At 49.1% G+C, this 21,810-nt stretch carries 18 protein-coding genes; 9 read left to right on the top strand and 9 right to left on the bottom strand.

What is annotated here, in order from left to right; genetic code table 11:
* Positions 1-161 precede the first annotated feature (161 nt).
* Positions 162-1,790, bottom strand: a complete 1,629-nt coding sequence (locus ACM9J1_RS01915) for a caspase family protein (protein WP_415580188.1) — start codon at positions 1,788-1,790, stop codon at positions 162-164.
* Between the two features lie 377 nt (positions 1,791-2,167).
* Between ACM9J1_RS01915 and ACM9J1_RS01910 the strand changes: the two genes are divergently transcribed.
* A complete protein-coding gene (locus ACM9J1_RS01910) occupies positions 2,168-2,692 on the top strand; it encodes a hypothetical protein (protein ID WP_415580187.1) in 525 nt (174 codons plus the stop codon).
* A 178-nt stretch (positions 2,693-2,870) separates the two neighbouring features.
* Here ACM9J1_RS01910 and holA read toward each other — a convergent pair whose 3' ends face one another.
* Positions 2,871-3,875 carry a DNA polymerase III subunit delta gene (holA, locus tag ACM9J1_RS01905; protein WP_415580186.1) on the bottom strand — a complete coding sequence of 335 codons (1,005 nt, stop codon included), beginning with the start codon at positions 3,873-3,875 and terminating at the stop codon, positions 2,871-2,873.
* Between the two features lie 70 nt (positions 3,876-3,945).
* On the opposite strand from holA, the gene ACM9J1_RS01900 reads away from it, so the two are divergent.
* From ACM9J1_RS01900 to ACM9J1_RS01880, 5 genes are all read left to right on the top strand, one after another.
* Positions 3,946-4,389 (top strand): type I restriction enzyme HsdR N-terminal domain-containing protein, encoded by a 444-nt coding sequence (locus tag ACM9J1_RS01900; protein WP_415580185.1) that lies wholly within the window; start codon positions 3,946-3,948, stop codon positions 4,387-4,389.
* Entirely contained in the window at positions 4,386-5,291 is a 906-nt protein-coding gene (locus ACM9J1_RS01895; protein ID WP_415580183.1) for a hypothetical protein, read from the top strand. The genes ACM9J1_RS01900 and ACM9J1_RS01895 overlap by 4 nt, the downstream gene beginning before the upstream one ends.
* Positions 5,288-6,283 (top strand): glycosyltransferase family 2 protein, encoded by a 996-nt coding sequence (locus tag ACM9J1_RS01890; protein WP_415580181.1) that lies wholly within the window; start codon positions 5,288-5,290, stop codon positions 6,281-6,283. The genes ACM9J1_RS01895 and ACM9J1_RS01890 overlap by 4 nt, the downstream gene beginning before the upstream one ends.
* 77 nt (positions 6,284-6,360) lie before the next feature.
* On the top strand, positions 6,361-7,197 hold the full coding sequence (locus tag ACM9J1_RS01885; RefSeq protein WP_415580180.1) for an OmpA/MotB family protein: 837 nt from the start codon (positions 6,361-6,363) through the stop codon (positions 7,195-7,197).
* Between the two features lie 170 nt (positions 7,198-7,367).
* Positions 7,368-8,369 carry a serine hydrolase gene (locus ACM9J1_RS01880; protein ID WP_415580179.1) on the top strand — a complete coding sequence of 334 codons (1,002 nt, stop codon included), beginning with the start codon at positions 7,368-7,370 and terminating at the stop codon, positions 8,367-8,369.
* On the opposite strand, the gene ACM9J1_RS01875 is transcribed toward ACM9J1_RS01880, so the two are convergent.
* Complete coding sequence (locus ACM9J1_RS01875) at positions 8,364-8,984, bottom strand: L-threonylcarbamoyladenylate synthase (RefSeq protein WP_415580177.1); 621 nt, start codon at positions 8,982-8,984, stop codon at positions 8,364-8,366. The two genes, ACM9J1_RS01880 and ACM9J1_RS01875, sit on opposite strands and share 6 nt — an antisense overlap.
* A 60-nt stretch (positions 8,985-9,044) precedes the next feature.
* Positions 9,045-11,375 carry an ATP-dependent helicase gene (locus tag ACM9J1_RS01870; RefSeq protein ID WP_415580176.1) on the bottom strand — a complete coding sequence of 777 codons (2,331 nt, stop codon included), beginning with the start codon at positions 11,373-11,375 and terminating at the stop codon, positions 9,045-9,047.
* A gap of 208 nt (positions 11,376-11,583) precedes the next feature.
* On the opposite strand from ACM9J1_RS01870, the gene ACM9J1_RS01865 reads away from it, so the two are divergent.
* Entirely contained in the window at positions 11,584-12,105 is a 522-nt protein-coding gene (locus ACM9J1_RS01865; protein WP_415580175.1) for a DUF7935 family protein, read from the top strand.
* An 8-nt stretch (positions 12,106-12,113) separates the two neighbouring features.
* Here ACM9J1_RS01865 and ACM9J1_RS01860 read toward each other — a convergent pair whose 3' ends face one another.
* The 5 genes from ACM9J1_RS01860 to ACM9J1_RS01840 form a co-directional block, all read right to left on the bottom strand.
* Positions 12,114-13,871, bottom strand: a complete 1,758-nt coding sequence (locus ACM9J1_RS01860; RefSeq protein WP_415580174.1) for a hypothetical protein — start codon at positions 13,869-13,871, stop codon at positions 12,114-12,116.
* Positions 13,872-13,936: 65 nt separating this feature from the next.
* On the bottom strand, positions 13,937-16,027 hold the full coding sequence (locus ACM9J1_RS01855; RefSeq protein WP_415580173.1) for a M1 family metallopeptidase: 2,091 nt from the start codon (positions 16,025-16,027) through the stop codon (positions 13,937-13,939).
* A gap of 3 nt (positions 16,028-16,030) precedes the next feature.
* The gene (locus ACM9J1_RS01850) at positions 16,031-16,660 is read right to left on the bottom strand and encodes a lysophospholipid acyltransferase family protein (protein ID WP_415580172.1); all 630 of its coding nucleotides are present in this window, start codon (positions 16,658-16,660) and stop codon (positions 16,031-16,033) included.
* Positions 16,660-17,616 carry a phosphatidate cytidylyltransferase gene (locus tag ACM9J1_RS01845; protein ID WP_415580171.1) on the bottom strand — a complete coding sequence of 319 codons (957 nt, stop codon included), beginning with the start codon at positions 17,614-17,616 and terminating at the stop codon, positions 16,660-16,662. The genes ACM9J1_RS01850 and ACM9J1_RS01845 overlap by 1 nt, the downstream gene beginning before the upstream one ends.
* On the bottom strand, positions 17,613-18,281 hold the full coding sequence (locus ACM9J1_RS01840; RefSeq protein ID WP_415580170.1) for a CDP-alcohol phosphatidyltransferase family protein: 669 nt from the start codon (positions 18,279-18,281) through the stop codon (positions 17,613-17,615). Before ACM9J1_RS01840 ends, ACM9J1_RS01845 begins: the two co-directional genes overlap by 4 nt.
* A gap of 189 nt (positions 18,282-18,470) precedes the next feature.
* Between ACM9J1_RS01840 and recG the strand changes: the two genes are divergently transcribed.
* Together recG and ACM9J1_RS01830 are read left to right on the top strand one after the other, a co-directional pair.
* Entirely contained in the window at positions 18,471-20,576 is a 2,106-nt protein-coding gene (gene recG, locus ACM9J1_RS01835; RefSeq protein WP_415580168.1) for an ATP-dependent DNA helicase RecG, read from the top strand.
* A 122-nt stretch (positions 20,577-20,698) separates the two neighbouring features.
* Positions 20,699-21,754 (top strand): efflux RND transporter periplasmic adaptor subunit, encoded by a 1,056-nt coding sequence (locus ACM9J1_RS01830; RefSeq protein WP_415580167.1) that lies wholly within the window; start codon positions 20,699-20,701, stop codon positions 21,752-21,754.
* Positions 21,755-21,810 lie beyond the last annotated feature (56 nt).

Genomic DNA, 21,810 nt, shown 5'->3' with positions numbered 1-21,810 from the left:
TCGCCCGCCATTAATTTGTTAATTAACGCCGTTCCATTGATCGGGCTGGTAATGAAAAAGCCGCTGCAGCGGCTTGTTTAGCGTTAGTGTAAGTGTTTTTTTTTGACTCCTAGCAGTTAGACCGCAGGGCTATAACTTGTCGATTCACGTGGCCCAGAATTTCAGCTGGATGTTGGCCCTCGGGGCGATTCGTTTTTGACTGCATCGGCGTCATTCGGGATGTAACCCGACTGCGGCCTGCCGGAAACCAACAGCTTGGCAGCCAACACAGCTATAAAAATCGACACCAACGCAATGATAACATGTTTGATTTTCTTCCGCGATTGTGCGCGAGAAGAGGTTTCGCACAACTGCATCCGTTCGCGCACATTCATGTCTTCGTGTTGTTCCAGTGCCATGGCGTAAAGTTCGCTGGCCTTGGCGTATTGCTGACGGACAAGATGGTTATCGCCTTCCGATACAATTTTCCTGACGCGATAGGTTTTTTCCAAATCCTCGCGGAGCTTTTTCAAGTCTTTATTGGCGGGGAACTGGGCCTGCAACGCCTCGCATTCCTCCAGCGCCCGCAACACGTCGCCTTTCATGGCTTCAATAGTCCTGATGGCATTCTTGATGGAAAATGCAGGGTTTTTGGCGATGATAAAGTTTGAATGGTCAATGTTCAATCCGTTGCGGTAAGTTGGTGCCTGGACACCTTTCGCTTCGAGGCTTTTTGAGACGCCGCGGTAGAGATTTCCCAACGTGATGGACGCCGATTGGTTACCGGTATTGCGTCTGACCGTATCAATCAAGGCGCCAGTGAAATAGGTCAGGGACTGTGCAGACTCATAAAATGACGGTTGTTTCGCATGGGAAGACGTCAGGATATAGCCGCCCCGAATGGCATCCGATGCGAGGTTCGACGGGCCGCGACCTTGCGTAAGCATACCACTGAAGCAGGCGTCCACAAAAAAGATATTGTGTTTGGCCTTAGACCGGTTAACGGCCTCCACCAAGAACGGTTTGTCAACCCCTGTATTTAGTGTCCCATCGATAAGGAGGCTGTCTGTGCCGGCAAGCGAATAACTGTCAAAGTTGGTACAAAGGCCATGTCCGGCATAGTAGAAAATAAAGGTTTCCAAGTCATTTCGCCTGGAAATCTTCAGTATATGCGTCCGGATTTCCGCCGTTGACAGATTCGTAAAATCGAAGATGTTGTTCTTTGGAATGCCGAAATAGGCTGGATCGGCAAACAATACCACCAACTCGTTGATGTTGTTGAGCACCGGAGGAATTGAGGGTATGGTCGGGTCTACATAGTCGGCGCAACCTATCAAAAGCACGAATGTCTTTTTGGGGTCTATCGTATAGGAACGCTCAGAGTAATACTTGATCTCACTGTCGTCGAGGGCAAATGACGTCGTCTTTTCCTCTGAGTGGATTGAGCCAAGCATTTCAAGTTTCTTGATTTCAGGATGCTTTTTACGAATGTTGATGCTGACATCCTTGAGCGCTTCGGCCACCACTTTTCCGACAAATTCCAGTGAGTGATGGGCCAGTACCTCTATCGCCGCTACGCAACTCGCGTAGAGGACAACGCCCGTATCGCCCATCGCATAAGGAACAGGAGCCGAAGGTTTCACCGTAATGTGGTATTTCGACATTACGCTGTCCTTGGCCAACATTTCTTTCAGGTCATGGAGTGCTTCACCTGAAATGGTCGCAGCTGAGATCGAAATTTCAATGCTGCGGACACCGTCTGATTTCCTAAGTAGTTTCAGCCCATTCCGACGAGTAAAATTTGTGTTCATAATCCAGTAAGTTTAGGGTTACTTTTGACGAAGCATTCGCAAAAGACGCCTCTGCAAACATCTTTTGTGATAATTGTCCGGCCAATTTTCCTTTGGCACGTCTAGAATTATCGTTCAGCCGATAATTCATTGCCGATAATTTGTTAAGATGTTTCATACTGAATTTGTTTAAATTTTCTAACAATTGTTAGTTAATGTACCAAATATATTTATTTTTTTGTTAAAATTTAACTTCTTTAAATAATTAACATTAATTGAGTTCGATTTTTTTAAATGCCCATTTTGTTGTCTTGGGATCGATTTTCTTGCTGCAACGAAAGGGGTGCGTTTTGTAGCTAATTTTTTTCTGGATATATTGCAGCACCAAACAAAAACTCATGAAAATCCTCGGCATCGGCTCGCGCATCAACCATCCGGAGCACGGAAAAGGCGTCATCACCAACGTATCGTCAACAGATTACTGGGTTACGTTCATCGAGGGCGGACTGGAAACCATTCCGCTTGACGACAGTTTCGAAACTATTGAAGCATCTGAGAATGAAGTGGATACCATCAGCTTGTACGATGTAGAGAAAACCCTCAAGAATTTACTCCAGCGTTGGTCAGACATCACGCCATCGGCACCGATCGCCGACAAGTGGAAAGGCGGCAAACTCATCCTCGACCCGGGCCAAGCCGGTGTGCAAGGCAAGGAAGTCCCGATTGATACGTTCTTCAACAAGATTGTCATGGTGCGCGACCGCTTGCGTGTCATGGAACAGAAAATCAATGCCAGCAATCTCGACAATTCCGAAAAAGTGGAATTGCAGCAATACATTACGCGCATCTACGGCAGTTTGACGACGTTTAATGTATTGTTTAAATTGCAATCTGACCAATTCGTGGGAGAGAAAAGCAAATAAAAAAGGCCATCCTTTCGGACAACCTTTTCTAACTAACTAAGTAACCAATCAATCATGAAAAATCATGCATGCATGTTATTCTTCTTTTTTGGGAACTTTGATTTAGTGAAGTAAAATTAGTCCAAAACAGTAAAAATCTGCTTACACGAAAGCGCCGGATGTTTACACGATTTAAAGGTCAGTTGAAAATTTTCACCAACATTTCCTTCAACAAATCGGCATGCGGCAGGTTGTTCGCGCCCACGCCTTTACTCTTGACATCGATGTCGCGAAGTGCACCCACGATGGCGCTTACTTTTTTCATCGGATAATTCTTGGCGGCCGAAACATAATCGGACACGAAATAAGGATTGACCTTGAGCGCAGAGGCCACATTCTTTTGGCTTTTGTCTTTCAGGCCGTGGTATTGCAACACATTCGAGAAGAAGGCAAACACCTGTCCTGTCGTGAGCACGATCGGATTGTCTTTCGGATTCTCGGCAAAATAATGCGCAATCTGGTACGCCTTTTTCTCGTTGCGTTCGCCCAGCGCTTTCCGCAATTCAAATACATTGTAATCTTTGCTGAAACCGATGTTTTCCTCGATGATCTTGGGTGTGATCGTGCTGCCTTTCGGAAGGATGATCTGCAACTTCTCGAGTTCGTTGTTAATCTTGCTCAAATCGGTCCCGAGGAATTCCACGAGCATCGCGGCCGCTTTGGTTTCGATGGCGTACTGCTTGCCCTGCAACACACGCTTGATCCAGTCGCCAACCTGGTTGTCATATAACTTTTTGCTTTCATAGACCACGCCGACCTTGTCTAGCGCTTTTGTCCACTTCTTGCGTTTGTCGAGGGTTTTGTATTTGTAGCACATCACCAGTACGGTTGTTGGCGTCGGATTCTCGGCGTAGCTTTCCATCTTGTCTATGTTGCGCGACAAATCCTGGGCTTCCTTGACGATGACGACCTGCCGTTCGGCCATCATCGGGTAGCGTTTGCAAGTGGAAATCACGTCTTCCATGGTCACGTCACGGCCGTACAAAACGGTCTGGTTGAAACCTTTTTCATCGTCCGTCAGTACGTTCTCCTCAATATAGTCCGATAATTTATCGATGTAATACGGCTCTTCGCCCATCAGGAAATACACGGGCTTGATTTGGCCGGCTTTGATATCGTTGACTATTTTGAGTGCTTCGTCCATGGTTTTGCGTTGACCTCCCAAAAGTAGCGTTTTCGGCCCGACCAAAAAAGATAATTTCGTTTCTTTGCGCATGCAACGACTGAATTTCCCGCCTTGTGAACTCCGCTTCAGGAAAGACGCCGACGTGGTGTCCGTGTTCGACAACATCCGCAGGAAATTCATCGTCCTGACGCCCGAAGAATGGGTGCGTCAACACGTTGTCCAGTATTTACTCAACGATCTGCGGTATCCAAAATCATTGGTCAACGTAGAAAAAGTTCTGAAAGTCAACGGCTTGTCCAAACGGTACGACGTCGTGGTGTTCAATCCGGACGGTTCCATTAAAATCCTCGTGGAATGCAAAGCGCCCGACGTGGCCATTTCGCAGGCCACTTTTGACCAGATTGCACGGTATAACCTAACGATGAACGCCGAATTTTTAATGGTCACCAACGGTTTGAATCATTACTTTTGCAGAATGGATTTCGAGGCCAAACAATACATTTTCCTTAAAAGTCTACCCGATTACCGATGACCAAACTCATTTTTGGACTGCTTCTTTTGCTGGCCGTTGCCGAGTCCTGTCCGCGCGACAAGGAAACCAACGACGCGGTCTTGATCGACGAAGCCGTTGTGGTTGACAGCGACATCGAAACCTTGCCCGACACGCTGGTGACAAATTATAAGAGTGCCTCGACATTGGGCAAGATCAACGAATTGACCCAACTTTTAAAGGAGCGCATAGAAAATGGATATCCCGGCGATGGCGTGGTTTTGTATGAGTTTTTTCGGAAGGAACACGGCAAATTGCTCGAACAACTTAATCAAGAAAGCGTGGATCTTTTTGACAAACGTTCCCTCACCTACGACGAAAAAAGAGACCGTTACAACTTATCGGATTCCCTGGCGGCAGCGATTAAGACCATCGAAGACGCAGGACTGAAAGTCTATGATGCCGAAGAATTCACCTTCATCTCACCTACGCCATATTTCTTTTATGATTTGTTCAAGGATGCCGAACTGCCCGAAGAATACAAAGCTTTCCTTAAGTTGGAAGCCATTCGCGAAGACGAAAATTTCAACAAAATGAGCGTGTCACAGATGCATGCTGAAATGGGCAAACAACTCATGGGTTGGGAAGATTTCCTGGTGCGTTACCGCGACGGCGGATTTGTCTATGAAGACGCGAAGAAGTTCTACCGCATCACCGTGATGGAATTCCTGTTCGGGACGGAATACGAAGGCTCGACCGATGCCGAAGGCGAAATCCGTCCGGAATTCAAGAAAGGGTTCGACGCGCTCGTGAAAAAATATCCGAAATCGGTATCTGCCAAGTTGGTCACCGCTTTCGTTCATAAAAACAGTAACGGGGAAAACGGGAACATCTGGCATGCCATGGAAAAGGAACGCGATCAATACTTTAACCGCGAACCGTGAAGAAAGTAGCCGTTGTCATATTGAACTGGAACGGACGGAAATTGCTCGAACAATTCCTGCCGTCGGTCGTGCGGTTTTCTCCTGAGGCCAATATTTACGTGGCCGACAATTTTTCTGGCGACGATTCGGTGGAATTCCTGCGGGTTCATTTCCCTATGGTAAAAGTCATCCGAAATACGGGCAACTTCGGGTTCGCGAAAGGCTACAACGAAGCGCTGCGTTTTGTGGAAGAAGACATTTATGCGCTGGTGAATTCAGACGTTGAAGTCACCGAGAACTGGCTCGCTCCTGTCATCGAGCTTTTCCAGCGCTACGAAAAAACAGCCATCGTCCAGCCAAAAATCCTGGATTACCGCAACAAACACTTGTTTGAATATGCGGGCGCAGGCGGCGGTTTCATTGACAGGTTCGGTTATCCGTTCTGCCGCGGACGTCTGTTCGACACGCTCGAACCCGACAACGGCCAATACAGTGATGAGGCCGACATTTTTTGGGCATCCGGCGCGTGTTTTTTTATTCGTAAGGAAGTGTTCCGCGAATTGAAAGGTTTTGACGGCGATTTCTTTGCCCACCAGGAAGAAATCGATTTGTGCTGGCGCGCAATCAACCTTTCACATAAAGTGAAATACTGCGGCACGTCCGCCATTTACCATGTGGGCGGCGCCACGCTCGACGGCCAAAACCCGCAGAAAACTTTCCTGAATTTCCGCAATTCGCTGCGGATGCTGGCCAAAAACCTACCACAGCGTAAATTACTTACAATCGTCTTGTTGCGGCTCGTCCTCGACGGTCTGGCGGGCGTGCAATTCTTATTCAAAGGTAAGCCCGAACATACCGTGGCTGTCATCAAGGCACATTTTTCTTTCTACGCCAATTTCGGTCGCGATTATGACAAGCGGGCCATGTTTCAGCAACCGCGCTATTACAAAGTATCGAGCGTAGTCTGGGCATATTTCGTCCAAAAGAAGAAGACATTTCAGGAACTATTTTAACAATAGTTTATGTTCAGGGCGCAGATGCCATCGGCGTAAAACTGTTAAATTTGTAAACTAAACTAATCCTAATACTTATGAGAAAAGCCATTTTAGCACTCTCCGCACTCGCTCTGGTCACCGCGTCCTGCGGCACCAAGAAGAAGTTGGCCGAATGTGAAGCCAAGAACAAGGAAATCCAGGATTTACTCAATACTGCAACGGTGAAACTCAACACCTGCCTGGCCGAGAAAGACCAGTTGAACAGCCAAATCGACTTCCTGAAGAAAAATAATTCCGACCTAATCAATAACATGGGCAACATGACCACGCTTACCGCCAAAGGTGCCGAGAATGTGGAAAAAGCGCTCGAAAGCATGAAGGAGAAAGACCTCAAGATCTCCAGGTTGCAAGATGCCATCACCCGCAAAGACAGCGTAACTTTGGCGTTGGTTTCCAGCATGAAGTCTGCAGTCGGCATCAACGATCCCGACATTCAGGTCAATGTAGAGAAAGGCGTCGTGTTCATCTCGATCTCAGACAAATTGCTTTTCAAGAGCGGCAGCTACATCGTCAGCGAAAACGCGAAGACCGTGTTGGGCAAAGTGGCAATGGTCATCAAGAGCAAGCCTGATTTCGAATGCATGGTGGAAGGCCACACTGACAATGTTCCATATAAATCGAACGGCGTTTTGCTCGACAACTGGGATTTGTCCGTGAAGCGCTCCACCTCAATCATCCGCGTATTGCAGGAATTGGGCATTCCGTCTAAGCAGATGATTGCTGCCGGTCGCGGCGAATACATTCCGCTCGTGGAAAACAACACCGCAGAGAACCGCCAGACCAACCGCAGGACGCGTATCGTGATTTTGCCGAAAATCGACCAGTTCTACGACATGATCGAAAAAGAAATGAAAACGTTATCCGGGAAGTGATAATCGTCATTCCCAATGAATATAAGCACTCCGAATTTTGGGGTGCTTTTTTTTTGTTAAAAATTTGCGTTTCCACGCAACCAAACGAGTGGTCGCCACTCTTACGTTCACGTAAGACAAGTTGTGCAATAATACTATTAGTCTTTCGTTTCGTGTTATAAAAATTGCTTATGTCCATTTCTACGAGAAGATTTTCCTTAGGGCACATCGCTGCCATTACATTGCTTGCGTCGGTGCTCACCTCGTCGGCGACGCTGTTTTTCAACAGTAAAAAACAAGAAGACAAACAACCCGAACATTACACTTGCAACCTCAAGGTCAAGCGCATGGATGGTTACCAATACATCAAGCCGTTGTTGTTTGTGGATCCGGAGTGCGAGTCAGAAGACCTTGCATCGGTAAAATACAAGATCAATGCGTTGATCGATCGCGAGAAAGCATCCGGCAACCTGACCGCTGCTTCAATCTACCTGCGCAGTCAGACCGATTGGCTTTCCATCAACAACAATGAACAGTATGAACCGGGTTCGCTCTTTAAAGTGCCAATCCTGATGGCCATCCTCAAGATGAACGAACAACGCCCCGGCATGTTGGATCGGGTAATCACATACAACCAAAAACTCATCATCGGGCGGCAGGTGAATTTTGCGGCCAAGAACATCGAATTCGGGAAAAGCTACACTGTACGGCAATTGCTCGAATACATGATCAAATACTCCAGCAACGAAGCCACGTGCCTACTGGAGATGAATATGGACCGGAAAGTCCTGCTCCGGATGTTCACCGACATCGGGCTGGCAGCACCAAACATGGATGCCGAACACTTGTACTTTACGGCGCACGATTATTCGTTGTTCATGCGTGCCATCTACAATGCGGGTTATTTGAACAGGGAGAATTCCGAGTATGCCGCAGAATTGCTCAGCCAATGCGAATTCAAGGATGGCCTGCTGAAAGGACTTCCAACCGGAACCAAGGCGGCGCACAAATTCGGCGAGACCGGAAACGACTCCGAAAAACAACTCCACGAGTCCGCCATCGTTTACTTGCAAGGCGCGCCTTATCTGCTCACGGTCATGACACGCGGCAAGGATTTTCCATCGTTACAGCGTTTCATGGCCGAAACTTCACAAGCCGTCTATGACGAAATGAAAGCCAAAGCGGCGTTATAGAATATCCAGGCTGCCTTTTCCTTCGCGGACCACAACGGGTTCATGGCCAGACAAATCTACAATGGTTGACGGTGTGTTGTCTCCGTAACCGCCATCGATGACTACATCGACAATGTTTTGCCATTTTTCGAAGATCAGTTCCGGATCGGTGGAATATTCCAATACTTCGTCTTCGTCGTGGATAGAAGTCGATACGATGGGGTTGCCGAGCATTTGCACAAGGCATCGCGCGATGTTGTTGTCTGGCACGCGGATACCGACCGTGGTTTTTTTCTTGAATTCCTTAGGCAGGCTGTTGTTTCCCGGCAGGATGAAGGTATAAGCGCCGGGCAGCGCACGTTTCAACAGTTTAAACGTTGAAGTGTCAATCTGCTTCACATAATCGGACAGGTTGCTCAAATCGTAACAGACAAACGAAAAATTCGCCTTCTCCAGCTTTACACCTTTTATTTTCGCGATTTTTTCCAATGCCCGAGAATTGGTGATGTCGCAACCCAAACCATAGACGGTATCGGTCGGGTAAATCACCAAGCCACCGTCCCGCAGCACGTCCACCACGCGCTGGAGTTCCTTTTCTGAGGGCTTGTCTTCGTATATTTTAATGAATCGCGCCATGTCGATAGTTGGTAATTAATAATTGGTATTGAATATACGACATTATCACCAGTTATCAATTTATTGAATGATTTCAAGCCTCGCAAAACGAAGCAGCAATTTCTTGATGCCGCCGACCTCGAATTTGATTTCGGCCTTGCGGTCTGCGCCCACACCTTCTAGCCCTGTGATTTCGCCCTTGCCGAAGCGCTCGTGCATGACGATGTTGCCCACGGTGAGTTTGTCGTCGAATAGGTTGCCACCGCCCGGCGCTTTCGTCCCTACGGGTTTCAAACGCCTGATGTCGGCCGGCGGTTTCGGTTGGTTTTCCGTTACCCATTTCGGCGGCGCGGAACTCACGGGCTTCGACAACCGCAGTTTGGATTTGTCTACATCGCCGAAAATATCCGTGTTGAGCATCGGCCGGAAACGGTAGTTGCTTTCCTCCGGCGTGAGATATTCCAGGTATTGGTCGTCTATTTCCTCGATGAAGCGCGACGGTTCGCTGTCGGTGAGTTTGCCCCAGCGGTAACGCGATTGCGCATAAGTTAGATAAGCCTGCTGTTCCGCGCGCGTCAAAGCCACATAAAACAACCTGCGTTCTTCCTCCAGTTCGGCGCGGGTATTCATGCTCATGGCACTCGGAAACAAATCTTCTTCCATGCCCACAACGAACACGTGCGGGAATTCAAGTCCTTTCGCGAGGTGGATCGTCATTAGCGCCACCCGGTCGTCATCGCCGGTGTCTTTGTCCAGATCGGTCGCGAGCGCCACATCTTCCAGGAATTCAGACAACGAACCACGCGCATCGGCGACTTCTTTTTGTCCTTCTGTAAAATCCTTGATACCGTTGAGCAATTCCTCGATGTTCTCGATGCGGGCAATGCCTTCGGGCGTCGCGTCTTTCTTCAGTTCTTGTACAAGACCGGTCTTCTTGGTGACATGATCGGCGATGTAGAAGGCGTCGTGTTTTTCCTCGATGACCTGGAAACTCCGTATCATGGTCACGAAATCCTTCAATTTATTTTTCGTGCCCGAATTCAGTTTGAGATCGATCTTGTCGATGTTTTCCATGACTTCGAAAATCGAGCGCTTGTAATGGTTGGCCGCGATCGTCAGTTTTTCGACGGTCGTGTCGCCGATGCCGCGCGCCGGGAAATTGATCACGCGCACGAGTGCTTCCTCGTCTTTCGGGTTGATGACCAGTCGCAAATAACACAATACGTCCTTGATTTCCTTGCGTTGGTAAAACGACAATCCGCCGTAAATCCGGTACGGGATATCGCGTTTGCGCAGCGCGTCTTCCATGGCACGCGATTGTGCGTTGGTACGGTACAAAATCGCGAAATGGCCGTTGTTCAATTGCTGGTTCATCTTGGTTTCCCAGATGGTCGCGGCCACGAAACGGCCTTCCTCGGCGTCGGTGACCGAACGGTGTACTTTGATCTTCGGCCCGAAATCATTGGCCGTCCAAACCACTTTGTCGAGCTTGACTTTGTTCTTGTCGATGATGGAATTGGCGGCCTCGACGATATTCTTGGTGGAACGGTAATTCTGTTCCAACCGATAGAGTTTCGCGTCCGGGTAATCTTTCTGGAAATTCAGGATGTTGTTGATGTTTGCGCCGCGGAACGCGTAAATCGATTGCGCATCGTCGCCCACGACACAGATGTTCTGGAAACGGTCGGACAACGCGCGCACAATCAAATACTGCGAATGGTTCGTGTCCTGATACTCGTCCACCAAAATATACTTGAAGCGGTTCTGGTATTTCTGCAAAACCTCCGGATGCGTATTGAGGAGTTCGTTGGTCTTCAAGAGCAAATCATCGAAATCCATTGCTCCCGACTTGAAGCAGCGTTCCACATAGTTCGCATAGATTTCACCCAGCCGCGGCTTTTTGGACATGGCATCGGCTTCCAGCAATTCTGGGTTGTTGAAATAGGCCTTGACCGTGATGAGGTTGTTCTTGTAAGACGAAATCCGGCCATACACCTGCTTGGGTTTGTACACGTCTTTGTCGAGTTGCATTTCCTTGATGATGGCCGTAATGAGCCGGACGGAATCCTGCGTGTCGTATATGGTGAAGTTGGACGGATATCCGAGTTTGTCGGCTTCGGCCCTGAGGATGCGCGCAAAAACCGAGTGGAATGTGCCCATCCATAAATTCTTGGCTTCGTTGGAACCCACGATCTCGGCGATGCGGTTCTTCATTTCGCGCGCCGCCTTGTTGGTGAACGTGAGCGCCAAGATGTTGAACGGATCGACGCCCTGGTGCATGAGCCACGCAATCCTGATGGTCAGTACGCGCGTCTTGCCCGATCCGGCGCCGGCAATGATGATCATCGGGCCTTCCTTCTGCAGGACAGGCTGTTGCTGGGCTTCGTTGAGCTTGCCGATATGTTGTTGCATACGTTTTTTGAAAACCCCAAAAGTAAGGATTTCTTACCGAAAACGGGTTACGGTTTTCCCGTAATTCGATGGTTTATCGCTGTGTATTCCATCGGGACATTACTATCCTGAAATCTTATCAGAATTTTGTGTTGTTTTTTACGCCAGACGTTTATTTTTGTGGCTGATTTTACAGAAACCGACACAACGACCTACAATATCAAACACCATGAGCACCGACAAAATCATTGAACTTCTATTTTTCTGCCTTCCAGCGCTGATTACCGGCGCGGTGGCCTACTACTTCTTCCACATGTTCACCAAAAACGAAGAAAGACGCAGACATTTTGCACTCGCACGTCGCAACCAGAAAGAAGCCTTGCCCATCAGGCTGCAGGCGTACGAACGGATGGCGCTCTTCATGGAACGCATCGACCCGGCGAAATTACTGATCCGGATTGCCCCGATTTCAGAAGATAAGAACGATTATGTGAATTTCGTCGTGGCGCAGATTGAACAGGAATACGAGCACAACCTTACCCAACAGATTTACCTGAGCGACGATTGCTGGGGCATCATCACGACGTCCAAAAATGCCACCATCCAACTCCTTCGCAAAACCGCGTTGAACCCTGAAGTAACAGACGCCAACAAACTCCGCGAAACCGTATTGCGCGATGCTTTCGAAAACCCTGCGCCGAGCATTACGGCACTGGCATTCATCAAGAATGAAGTGAAAAGTTTCTTATAGCATTCGTGTCAGTTATCTCGTTTTACATGTGCATAACCTTCTAGCGTTATCGGACCACTCGACGAATTTGCAGTAATCGAAAATGTGACGTCGATATAATCGCCAACTGCGCCAAATTTATTCAAGTGCACCGTGGCCACCCCAGGCAAGTTGTTTTCGTTCCAAAAACTCCTTGTGTGAACATAGTCAAGCGCCGGATAATATTGATCGCAATTAAACCTAAACTCCGACCCGGTATAAACGCCTGGTTGCGTTGTATAGCCGTCAATGATAAGCCGCTTGCCTTCTCCAACATCGCCAAAAATACTCAGGGCGAAACTATTGTCGAATTGCGTTTGAATATTACCGTAGATAAAATTAGCCGGCATATTGTCGACCGTATAAACCAAAAATTCGTCGATTGCGGAACAAACCGGTAAACTTCCTACGTTGGTATTGCCTTCATTGAATGCATAACTCAGGCGACCAGTCGTTTGCACATTGTCGGCATCATATCCTATCAGGTCAAAATTTTCGTCTGGACCGCATACTAAAGTCGTAAACGTGAAGTTTCCTTCCGAAAGGATAGCGAATGATGTGCGCATGCCATTTTCCATACACACGTATCCATTTTCAACCACGCCTCCGTCACACGTCACTAATTTTCCACTGACGACAGTCGATAATGCTTCCGACGAATCAATTACGACATTTTGCGAGGCATTTCCGGAGAATGGACCTATTTGCTGAGAAAAAGTAATATTTCCGCAAGTGTCGTATATTTTCATCATTAAAGTCTGTCCGGCAGGAACGGCGCCATTGACCTGTCCGTTTTGATCGGTAATCTGCATCGCCGATTGCAAACCCGTCGCATCCAATCCGACGCCAACATTGGCCAATGCAACACCGTCAGAGTTTGTCAAAGTAATGTTCACAAATGCCGGTGTATCAAATTGATCGCAATTCCACCAAGAAAAATGCGACACTTCGCCCACATAAGCGTTGCCTTGCTTGGTCGCTGTTCCTTCCTGTTTCCAGTAGCCTACCGTTTCATCAAAATGCCAAATCGGAATGGATTGCGGCGCGGTCGCCATCTGCGAATCGTCAATCTTCATCGAGATTCCGGCATTGTGCCCGGATTTAATCTGTAGCTTCTGCCCTGCACTGCCGCGCAACTCGACGTTGAGCATCCCGAAAGTCTCGAGCACCTTGGGCTGGTTGTCTTCGCCTTTTGCGTAAAGCATGCCCGGCATCAAGTACTGCAGATTTTCATTCGAAGTTTCCAGATGGTACATCGATACGTTGACATCGCCTGTGTAGCTTGCGCCGTCTTCGGTCTGGAACGCGCCGTCAAAAGTCACTTTGGTACCATTGGGCAAATCGACGTCGGTAGTTTCACCCGAACTCACCGTAGCAACCGGAGTGATTGGAATCAGCATGATTTTGACATTGTTCTTTCCAGAAGTTGGCACCATTGCACGCGAACCGTCGATGAAGCCCGTTTTTGTGACCTTGACGAAGGCGAATTTTTCGTGAACGCTGGCGTCATTAAGGATGAAGATTCCGTTGGCGTCTGTCTGCACCGATTGACTGCCAATGGATACCGTTGCGCCGCTGATGGCGTGGTTGTCGTTATCGACGATCTGTCCGATGAAATCGCGTGATACGGAAGGCCCGAAGTTCTCAGCAAATTGTTCATCTGTAATGGACGAACCATTGTCGTCACTTGGGTTACAGGAGAAAAGCACTAAGGCCAAAAAAGAGCAGAATAAAAGCTTGTTTTTCATAGCAGCAATATTTTTACATAAAAATATATTTTTCCCGCCAAAAACAACGCGCTGTTGACTAAAAGTTACTTTTCATCGAGTAAACGCCGGAGTTGGACACCTTCATTCTCCGGCAACTCCGGAAGCAATTTTTCGTAGAATTTCCGCGGCTGGTCGTGTTTGAGGAATTCCCGGATTTTTTCACGGGCGAACTTCTGAAACTGCCACTTATGATGTACCAACGGATTAACCAACGCCTTGAGCATGTTCGTATCGCCAGCCGATAGGTAAATCAGGTTTTGCAACGCGTTTTGCCGAACGGAACTTTCAAACCGTGGCGTCGTGTAACCGAACAACTCGTCGTAATAAGTTACTTTTTCCGACGGCTCGTACTCTTTTAAGGCGAGCGCCATCGTCAACCATTGAATACGCAGGTTTTTGTCGTTGAACCCGACGCGGCCTTTGGTTTTGTCGAGGAGTTCCTTTCGTTTGTCTGGAAACAATTTCCAAAGCGTGCCTGCAGCGATTTCCTGCGTGATATAGGACTTGTCGTCGAGCAATGTCACATACTCGGGATAGAACGATTCCGGGAATTTCCCGATGGTCTGCGCCACGACCTGACGAACTTTCAGATCGCCGGTGGCCAACGCCGCACGATACACCAAAATTTTGTCTTCGAACGGCTTGTTGCCATGCTGGGCGGCGAAATCATACAACGATTCCTGTTTGATCCGGGAATGTCCGGGGCGTATCATCCGGTCTGTGTACATAGCGACGACATCGGGCCATTGCGCTGGCTCATACGGCGGCTGGCCCATGTTGAGCAATTCTCCGATAGCCGCATTTTTTCGGAGCAACGCCACGGCTTCTCCAATTTCGAATTTTGGGTTTTCTAGCCAACGCTTGCGGAAATCCAACAAATCGTAGTTGGACACCTTCGCAATTTCGGCCAGGAATTCATCGGTGTCCACATTCCTGAACCTGTATTTCTCCAAGTAATTTTTGACCGCCAAACGGAAATTGTCGGCACCGATACTTTCCCGCAAAACATGCAATGCCCAAGCGCCTTTCTTATAGAATGTCAGCGCACTCGCCTTTTCGTTCAACACCGGAATCGTGTCTGACTTGCTCGCCTGCTGGAGTTCTTCCGCCATGTCGTACAAAGCTTCGTAGAAGTAATCATCGCCGAAAACCGCGCGTTCGGCCAGCAAGGCGTAGTAGGTCGCAAAACCTTCCTGGAGCCAATGGTGCTTGCCCGACTTGGCCGTTACCAAATCGCCGAACCATTGGTGCGCCAATTCGTGTGCATTGACATTGACGTAATTCTTGTCGTTAAAACCGATGCTGTCCACGACGAAATCCTGTGAGAAAGTCGTGGCCGAAGTATTTTCCATGCCGGCATATAGAAAGTCGCGCACCGGCACTTGTTTGTATATCTGCCACGGATAAGCCACGCCGATTTCACCTTCCAGGAAATCAAAAATCTGTTTGGAATACCGATAGGTCGGTTCTACCCTAGCGTCATCGCCGACGCCATAATATTGTTCAAGTGCAATACCCGAAGCCGCAGTTTCCGTGCGCTTGGCGAATTTCCCGATAGCGAGCATGACCAGATAGGACGACATCGGTTGCCGCATTTCATATTGCCATTGGGTTTGTGCGGCAGTTTCCGTTTTGCCTTTGAGCACGCCATTTGAAATTACCGTAAAATCCTTGTCGTAGGTTACGGAAAGATTGAAAACCACTTTCTCGTTGACGTCGTCGAAACTCGGCAACCAATGGCTGGTGTATTTGCCCTGGCCTTGTGTCCAGATTTGTTCATCAGGCCGTTCTCCAAAGAAATACAATGTTTGCTTTGGGGTAGCCGTGTAGTTGAGATACACGATGTTTTTGCCTTTCCTGAAGCCTGTAAATAAATCAAGTGTTTTTGCTGTGGCCTTGTACTTTACCGGCTTGCCATTGATCTCAACCTGCCGGAACTGCATGTTCACCGCATCTATTTTGATGGTGTCCGTCTTGGAAAGTACTTCAAAAGTGTAGCTCACGTGCCCAGATACTGTCCGGGAGTCGAAGTCAATGCCTATCGTCGCCTCACAGGTCTTGAAATCGACATTGCGCGCGGCCTGCCCGGAGCCAACTTTTGGGAGCAGAAACAATAAAATCAAGAGGTAACGCATCAGTTAAAAGTTTTTGAGTCTGTCGAAATCGGCCGCGATTTGTTGCAGGATGCCGTCCACGTCGGTCGTGGCAACGGTTGTCGGGTCGCCGAACACCAGCGATGCATTGTGCGGCACGATCAGGCCATCGTCTTTGGGCATCGCCTTGCCCATGCCTTTCATGTAGGCCGGAATGTATTTGATGTGAGGCCGTTGCGAGAGCACGAGCGCCACGCCCGGTTTGAGCGGCTGTTGCACTTCGGGTTCGCCGCGCGTACCTTCGGGGAAAATGATGAGCGAAAAACCGTCGTCGAGCGCCTTGATCATTTTGTGGATCGGGTCGTTCTCCGGGTTTTCCTTGTCGCGCCGGCGTTGGATAAGCAGCGTATTGATGAAGAAGTTGCTCAGTTTTTCCTTGCGTTTGGTTTTGCCGAAATGGTCTGCGGCGGCCACGGGCTTTACTTTGTGGATGATGTTTCGGGGCAAAGAAGCCATAATCGTCATGGTGTCCAGATGGCTGTTGTGGTTCGCCACGATGATAAACTGCTTTTCCGCCGAAAGGAAATCGGTATCGCAAAACCTCACGCCTACGAACCAGCGCAAAAACGGGCGCAGCAGGAAACCGAACGTGAATTGAAGACAGATTTTTTGCATCAGTACGCCATGTAGTAAACCAAGTGGAAAAATACCGGCGCGGTGTACGCCAACGAATCGATCCGGTCCAGCACGCCGCCGTGTCCGGGAATGGTATTGCCCATGTCTTTTATGCCGATATCGCGTTTAACCGATGACATCACAATATCGCCAATGAATCCGGAAATGGCCAGCATAAAACTCACGAAAGTGGCTTGCATCGGGGTTAGCGGTGTGAGAAATGCCAGGAAATAGCCGATGATCGTAGTAGAAATAATCCCGCCGATGAATCCTTCCCAAGTCTTGTTCGGGCTGACTTTCGGGACGATTTTATGCCGTCCGAGCAACTTGCCCCAGGTGAACTGCATCACGTCGTTGATCTCGGTCAGGAAAACTAGGAACAGCAACAATCCACGTCCGCCCGCATCAAAGCCGGGAATTTCCTTGAGCGACAAAAGGTACGCCATGTGGCTGATGCCGAACACGGTAAGCATTAACACCCAATGCAGTTTCGACATCGATTGGATGATGTTGTCGGTGTCGCCTTTGAGGACGAGCCGCATCGGCAGAAACAAGAACATCACGACCGGAATGAAAATGATGTACGCGCCGTACCAGCCAATGTACGCCAGATAGTATTGGATCGGGATCGACAGGAAAGCCCAAAAGATGGCACGTCTGTCCGAGCCGCGGAAATCCAACACCGAGTACATTTCACGGAACGCAAAAAACGACAACAACCCGATGGCGATGTAGGAAATGGTCGCATTTATAAGTGTGGCGCCGATGAAAAGTGTCGCCATGAACCACCAGGATTTGGTGCGCGCTTTCAGTTCGGACAAGTTGGCCTGGGGTTTTAACTTTCCGAGGATGAAAAATAATACCGTCGCAAAAACCAATATCCCGAAAATGAGCGCGACAACCATTAGAAGGTCATTGTTCTGTATAAAATCAAAACGAAAAATCTTGTCCATCATCGGTTCATGTTTTTAAGTGTGGCGACCACTTTGGCCGTGCGGCGGTAACACGTAATCAGCAAACCGATGTTCATGGCCGCCAACAAATAGTAAAACACCGGCGGCCAGAAAATGGCGACGATGCAGCCCGCGCACAACAAGGCCATGCGGTGCGGCTTGGCCATTGGGCCCGAGAAAAAATGCCCGGTGCCCAGCGAGGCACCCAAGGTACGGATGTAAGCCGTCATTACAGAAAGGAAAACGGCCAGCCATGTGAGCGTCCAGCCGTACTCGAATGAGCTAACCGTAAAACCAACACCAATCAAAGTAAGCGTGTCCGAGACGCGATCAGGGATTTCGTTGTACAACCCGCCGTAGATGGATTTCCGATTGAATTCCACGGCCACCATGCCATCGAGCATGTTCATCAGCAACCGCAACTGGATGAAAACAATCGCCAACACCATACAAATGACATTTTTCCAATCTTCCTGCGGCACAAAGCAAGAATACCATGTCATGGTATATGCCCTGAATGCCAGCAAGGACAACCCGGCGAACACGATACTCAACAAAGAAATGGCGTTTGGGCTGACATTGCGCGCCGCGAGCCAAGCGGCTGTTCTCTTTGCCCAATTGGCTTCTCGGGAAGCGATGGGGCGGCGGTTGTTGGAATCTTGCTGCATGTTTGCGGGTTGCGGGCCAAACCCCAAAGGTTTTGAAAACCTTTGGGGTTTACACCCAAATTTACAATCCAGCCAAATATACAAATTACGGTTTTCCCGCATTTCACATTTGTAAATTTAACTTTATCTTCGTGTGCGTCGGAAAATTGGTTTTCAAAAGCCTCGCTTTTCCACATCCAAAGTACTCGAATGTCCAACCTGCTCGACACATCCATCGAATTCCTCAAAGGCGTCGGCCCTGCCCGCGGTGATTTGCTGCGTCGCGAGTTGGGCATCGGCACATACCGCGATTTGCTGCATTTTTTTCCGAACCGCTACATTGACCGTACGAAATACTACAAGGTCAACGAACTGCGCCCGAACCATTCCGCCGAAGTCCAGATTGTAGGGAAAGTAGTGAACATCAAAACCGTCGAGCAGCAGCGCGGAAAAAGGCTCGTGGCCACGTTTATCGACGATACCGGCCAAATGGAACTGGTTTGGTTTCAAGGCCACAAATGGATCAAGGAAAGCCTGAAACCCAATATGCCGATGGTCATCTTCGGCAAGGTCAATTGGTTCAACGGCGTATTCAGCATGCCGCATCCGGAAATGGAAGCGCTTGAAGAACACAAGCAAAATCTCCGCACGGCCATGCAGCCGGTTTATCCGTCCACGGAAACACTTGGCAATCGGGGCGTGAGCAACCGCGTGGTCAGCAAGATGATGCAGCAATTGTTTGTCGAAACACAGGCCAATTTCGCTGAAACCCTTCCGCCCTATCTCATCGACGAGCTGAAACTCATTCCCAAAAACGCCGCGCTGTTCAACGTCCATTTTCCGAAAAGTCAGGAATTGCTGGCCAAGGCGCGATTCAGGCTCAAATTCGAGGAGCTGTTTTTCATCCAATTGCAACTCATCACGAAAAACCTCATTCGCAAACACAAGATCAAAGGCAATGCGTTCACCACCGTCGGGAAACATTTCAACGATTTTTTCCAGCACCATTTGCCGTTTGGTTTGACCGATGCCCAGAAGCGTGTCGTTAAGGAAATCCGGCATGACATCGGCCAGGCCGCGCAAATGAACCGTTTGCTGCAAGGCGATGTTGGGTCAGGAAAAACCATCGTCGCGCTGATGAGCATGCTGATTGCGCTGGACAACGGTTTCCAGTCGTGTCTGATGGCGCCTACCGAAATCCTCGCCACGCAACATTTCAACGGGCTTACCGAACTCGCCAAACCGCTCGGCATCAATATTAAATTGCTCACCGGTTCCACGAAAACGCCCGATCGGAAAATCATCCATGAAGCCTTGGAAGACGGCTCGCTCGACATCTTGATCGGGACGCACGCACTCTTGGAAGACAAAGTGCAATTCAAGAATCTGGGGCTGGCCGTAATCGATGAACAACATAGGTTCGGGGTGGAACAACGCTCAAAACTATGGAAGAAGAACGACATTCCGCCGCACGTATTGGTGATGACCGCCACGCCGATCCCGCGTACGTTGGCGATGAGTTTATACGGCGATCTGGACATTTCGGTGATTGACGAATTGCCGCCAGGCCGAAAACCGATCCAGACCGTGCACCGCACCGACGGCAGCCGATTGAAAGTCTGGAAATTCTTGAAGGACGAAATCGCAAAAGGCCGGCAAGTCTATATCGTTTATCCGCTGATCCAGGAATCGGAGAAAATGGACTACAAAGACTTGATTGACGGTTACGAAAGCATCTCACGCGATTTTCCGCTGCCGCAATATTCGGTATCGATTGTCCACGGGAAGATGAAACCCGCAGAAAAAGAAGCCGAGATGAAGCGCTTCGCCGAAGGGAAAACCAATATCATGGTGGCCACGACGGTTATTGAGGTTGGCGTCAACGTCCCGAATGCGAGTGTCATGGTGATTGAAAGCGCCGAAAGGTTTGGCCTCTCGCAATTGCACCAGCTGCGCGGGCGCGTGGGCCGTGGCGCCGAACAAAGCTATTGCATCCTGATGACTGGGCATAAACTTTCCAACGATACCCGGACGCGCCTCGACACGATGGTACGCACCAACGATGGCTTCGAGATTGCCGAAGTTGACTTAAAGCTGCGCGGTCCCGGCGACTTGATGGGCACCCAACAAAGCGGTGTGTTGAATCTTCAAATTGCGGACTTGGTCCAAGACCGGGAAATCCTGCAAGTGGCCCGGAACATCGCCACCAAAATCCTCAAGGAAGACCCGACGATGGAACGGGCAGACCATGCTGCAATGCGCCACACTTTCATTGAATTGTCAAGGAAGAAAAACATCTGGAACTACATCAGTTGATGCCTAAACGAGCATCCGCACCATGAAAAATTTGGCGTAAAACGGCTGTTAAATTATCACTAACGCGCCAAATATACCGCTGTTAAAACCTTAGCTTTGCGTTGCGTTTATCAGCAAAACCTATGAAATTCAAGTACATTTTCTACATATTGGCCGTGGCCTTGGTGGCACTCATCGGCTACCGGATCCTGGAAAACAGCAGCGAAAAGAAAAACGAAAAAGAAAAAGGCAAGAACAAAATGGCCGCGAAAGTCGCCGGGATTGTATTGCAACCGCGGGAATTTTCAGACCAGCTCTCACTCTCCGGCTCCATAGAAGCCAATGAACAAATTGATGTACGTAGCGAAGTTTCGGGTATTGTGGAAAACATCAATTTTACCGAAGGCACGAATGTGTCGAAAGGCCAAGTCCTGTTTAAGGTGAACGATCTGGAACTCCGCGCCCAGCTGGCCAAAGCGAAGACCGCGCAAGGGCTGGCGTCAGAGAACGCCCGACGCGCCAAACTATTGCTCGATAAGGAAGCCATCAGCCGCGAAGAGTTTGACATCGCTACCGCCGATTTCCGTTCTGCACAATCAGAGACGCAACTCATCGGGGCGCAACTCGCCAAAACCACCGTACGCGCACCGTTTTCGGGCAGAATCGGATTGCGATCTATTTCGAAAGGAACGTATGTAACGCCGGAAACCGTGGTGGCCAAATTGGTGAATAACACGCAGGTGAAGATCACTTTTTCGGTGCCCGAGAAGTATTCGTCACAGCTGAAGAGCGGCAGCACGGTGTCGTTTACCGTGGCCGGCGCGAAGGAGAAATTCTCGGCAAAAATTTATGCGCTCGAACCGGAGGTGGACGTAGATACCCGAACCTTGCGTGTACGCGCGCTCGCCGACAACCGCGACGGGAAGTTATTGCCGGGAACATTCGCGAACGTGATGTTGCCGCTGGATAAAATCAACGATGCGTTGTTTGTCCCGACACAGGCGCTGATCCCGATCCAGAACGGCAAGAAGATATTCGTGGCCAGCAATGGCAAAGCCAAGGAAATCATCGTGGAAACCGGCGCCCGTACCGACAAGGATATTTTAATCACTTCCGGGCTGAAACCCGGCGACACGGTGTTGACGACTGGCGTGATGTCTTTGAAAGACGGCACTCCGGTTAAAGTGAAAGTCGATTGATGGATGGATCCCCTAGCCCCGATTGCAGCGGCATCCTTTTGCAAAGCGCAGTGACG

The sequence above is a fragment of the Flavobacterium longum genome, assembly GCF_965137575.1.
GTDB lineage: Bacteria > Bacteroidota > Bacteroidia > Flavobacteriales > Flavobacteriaceae > Flavobacterium > Flavobacterium longum.
Note: the sequence above shows the minus strand (reverse complement) of the source record. Positions and strands in the feature narration are given on the sequence as shown.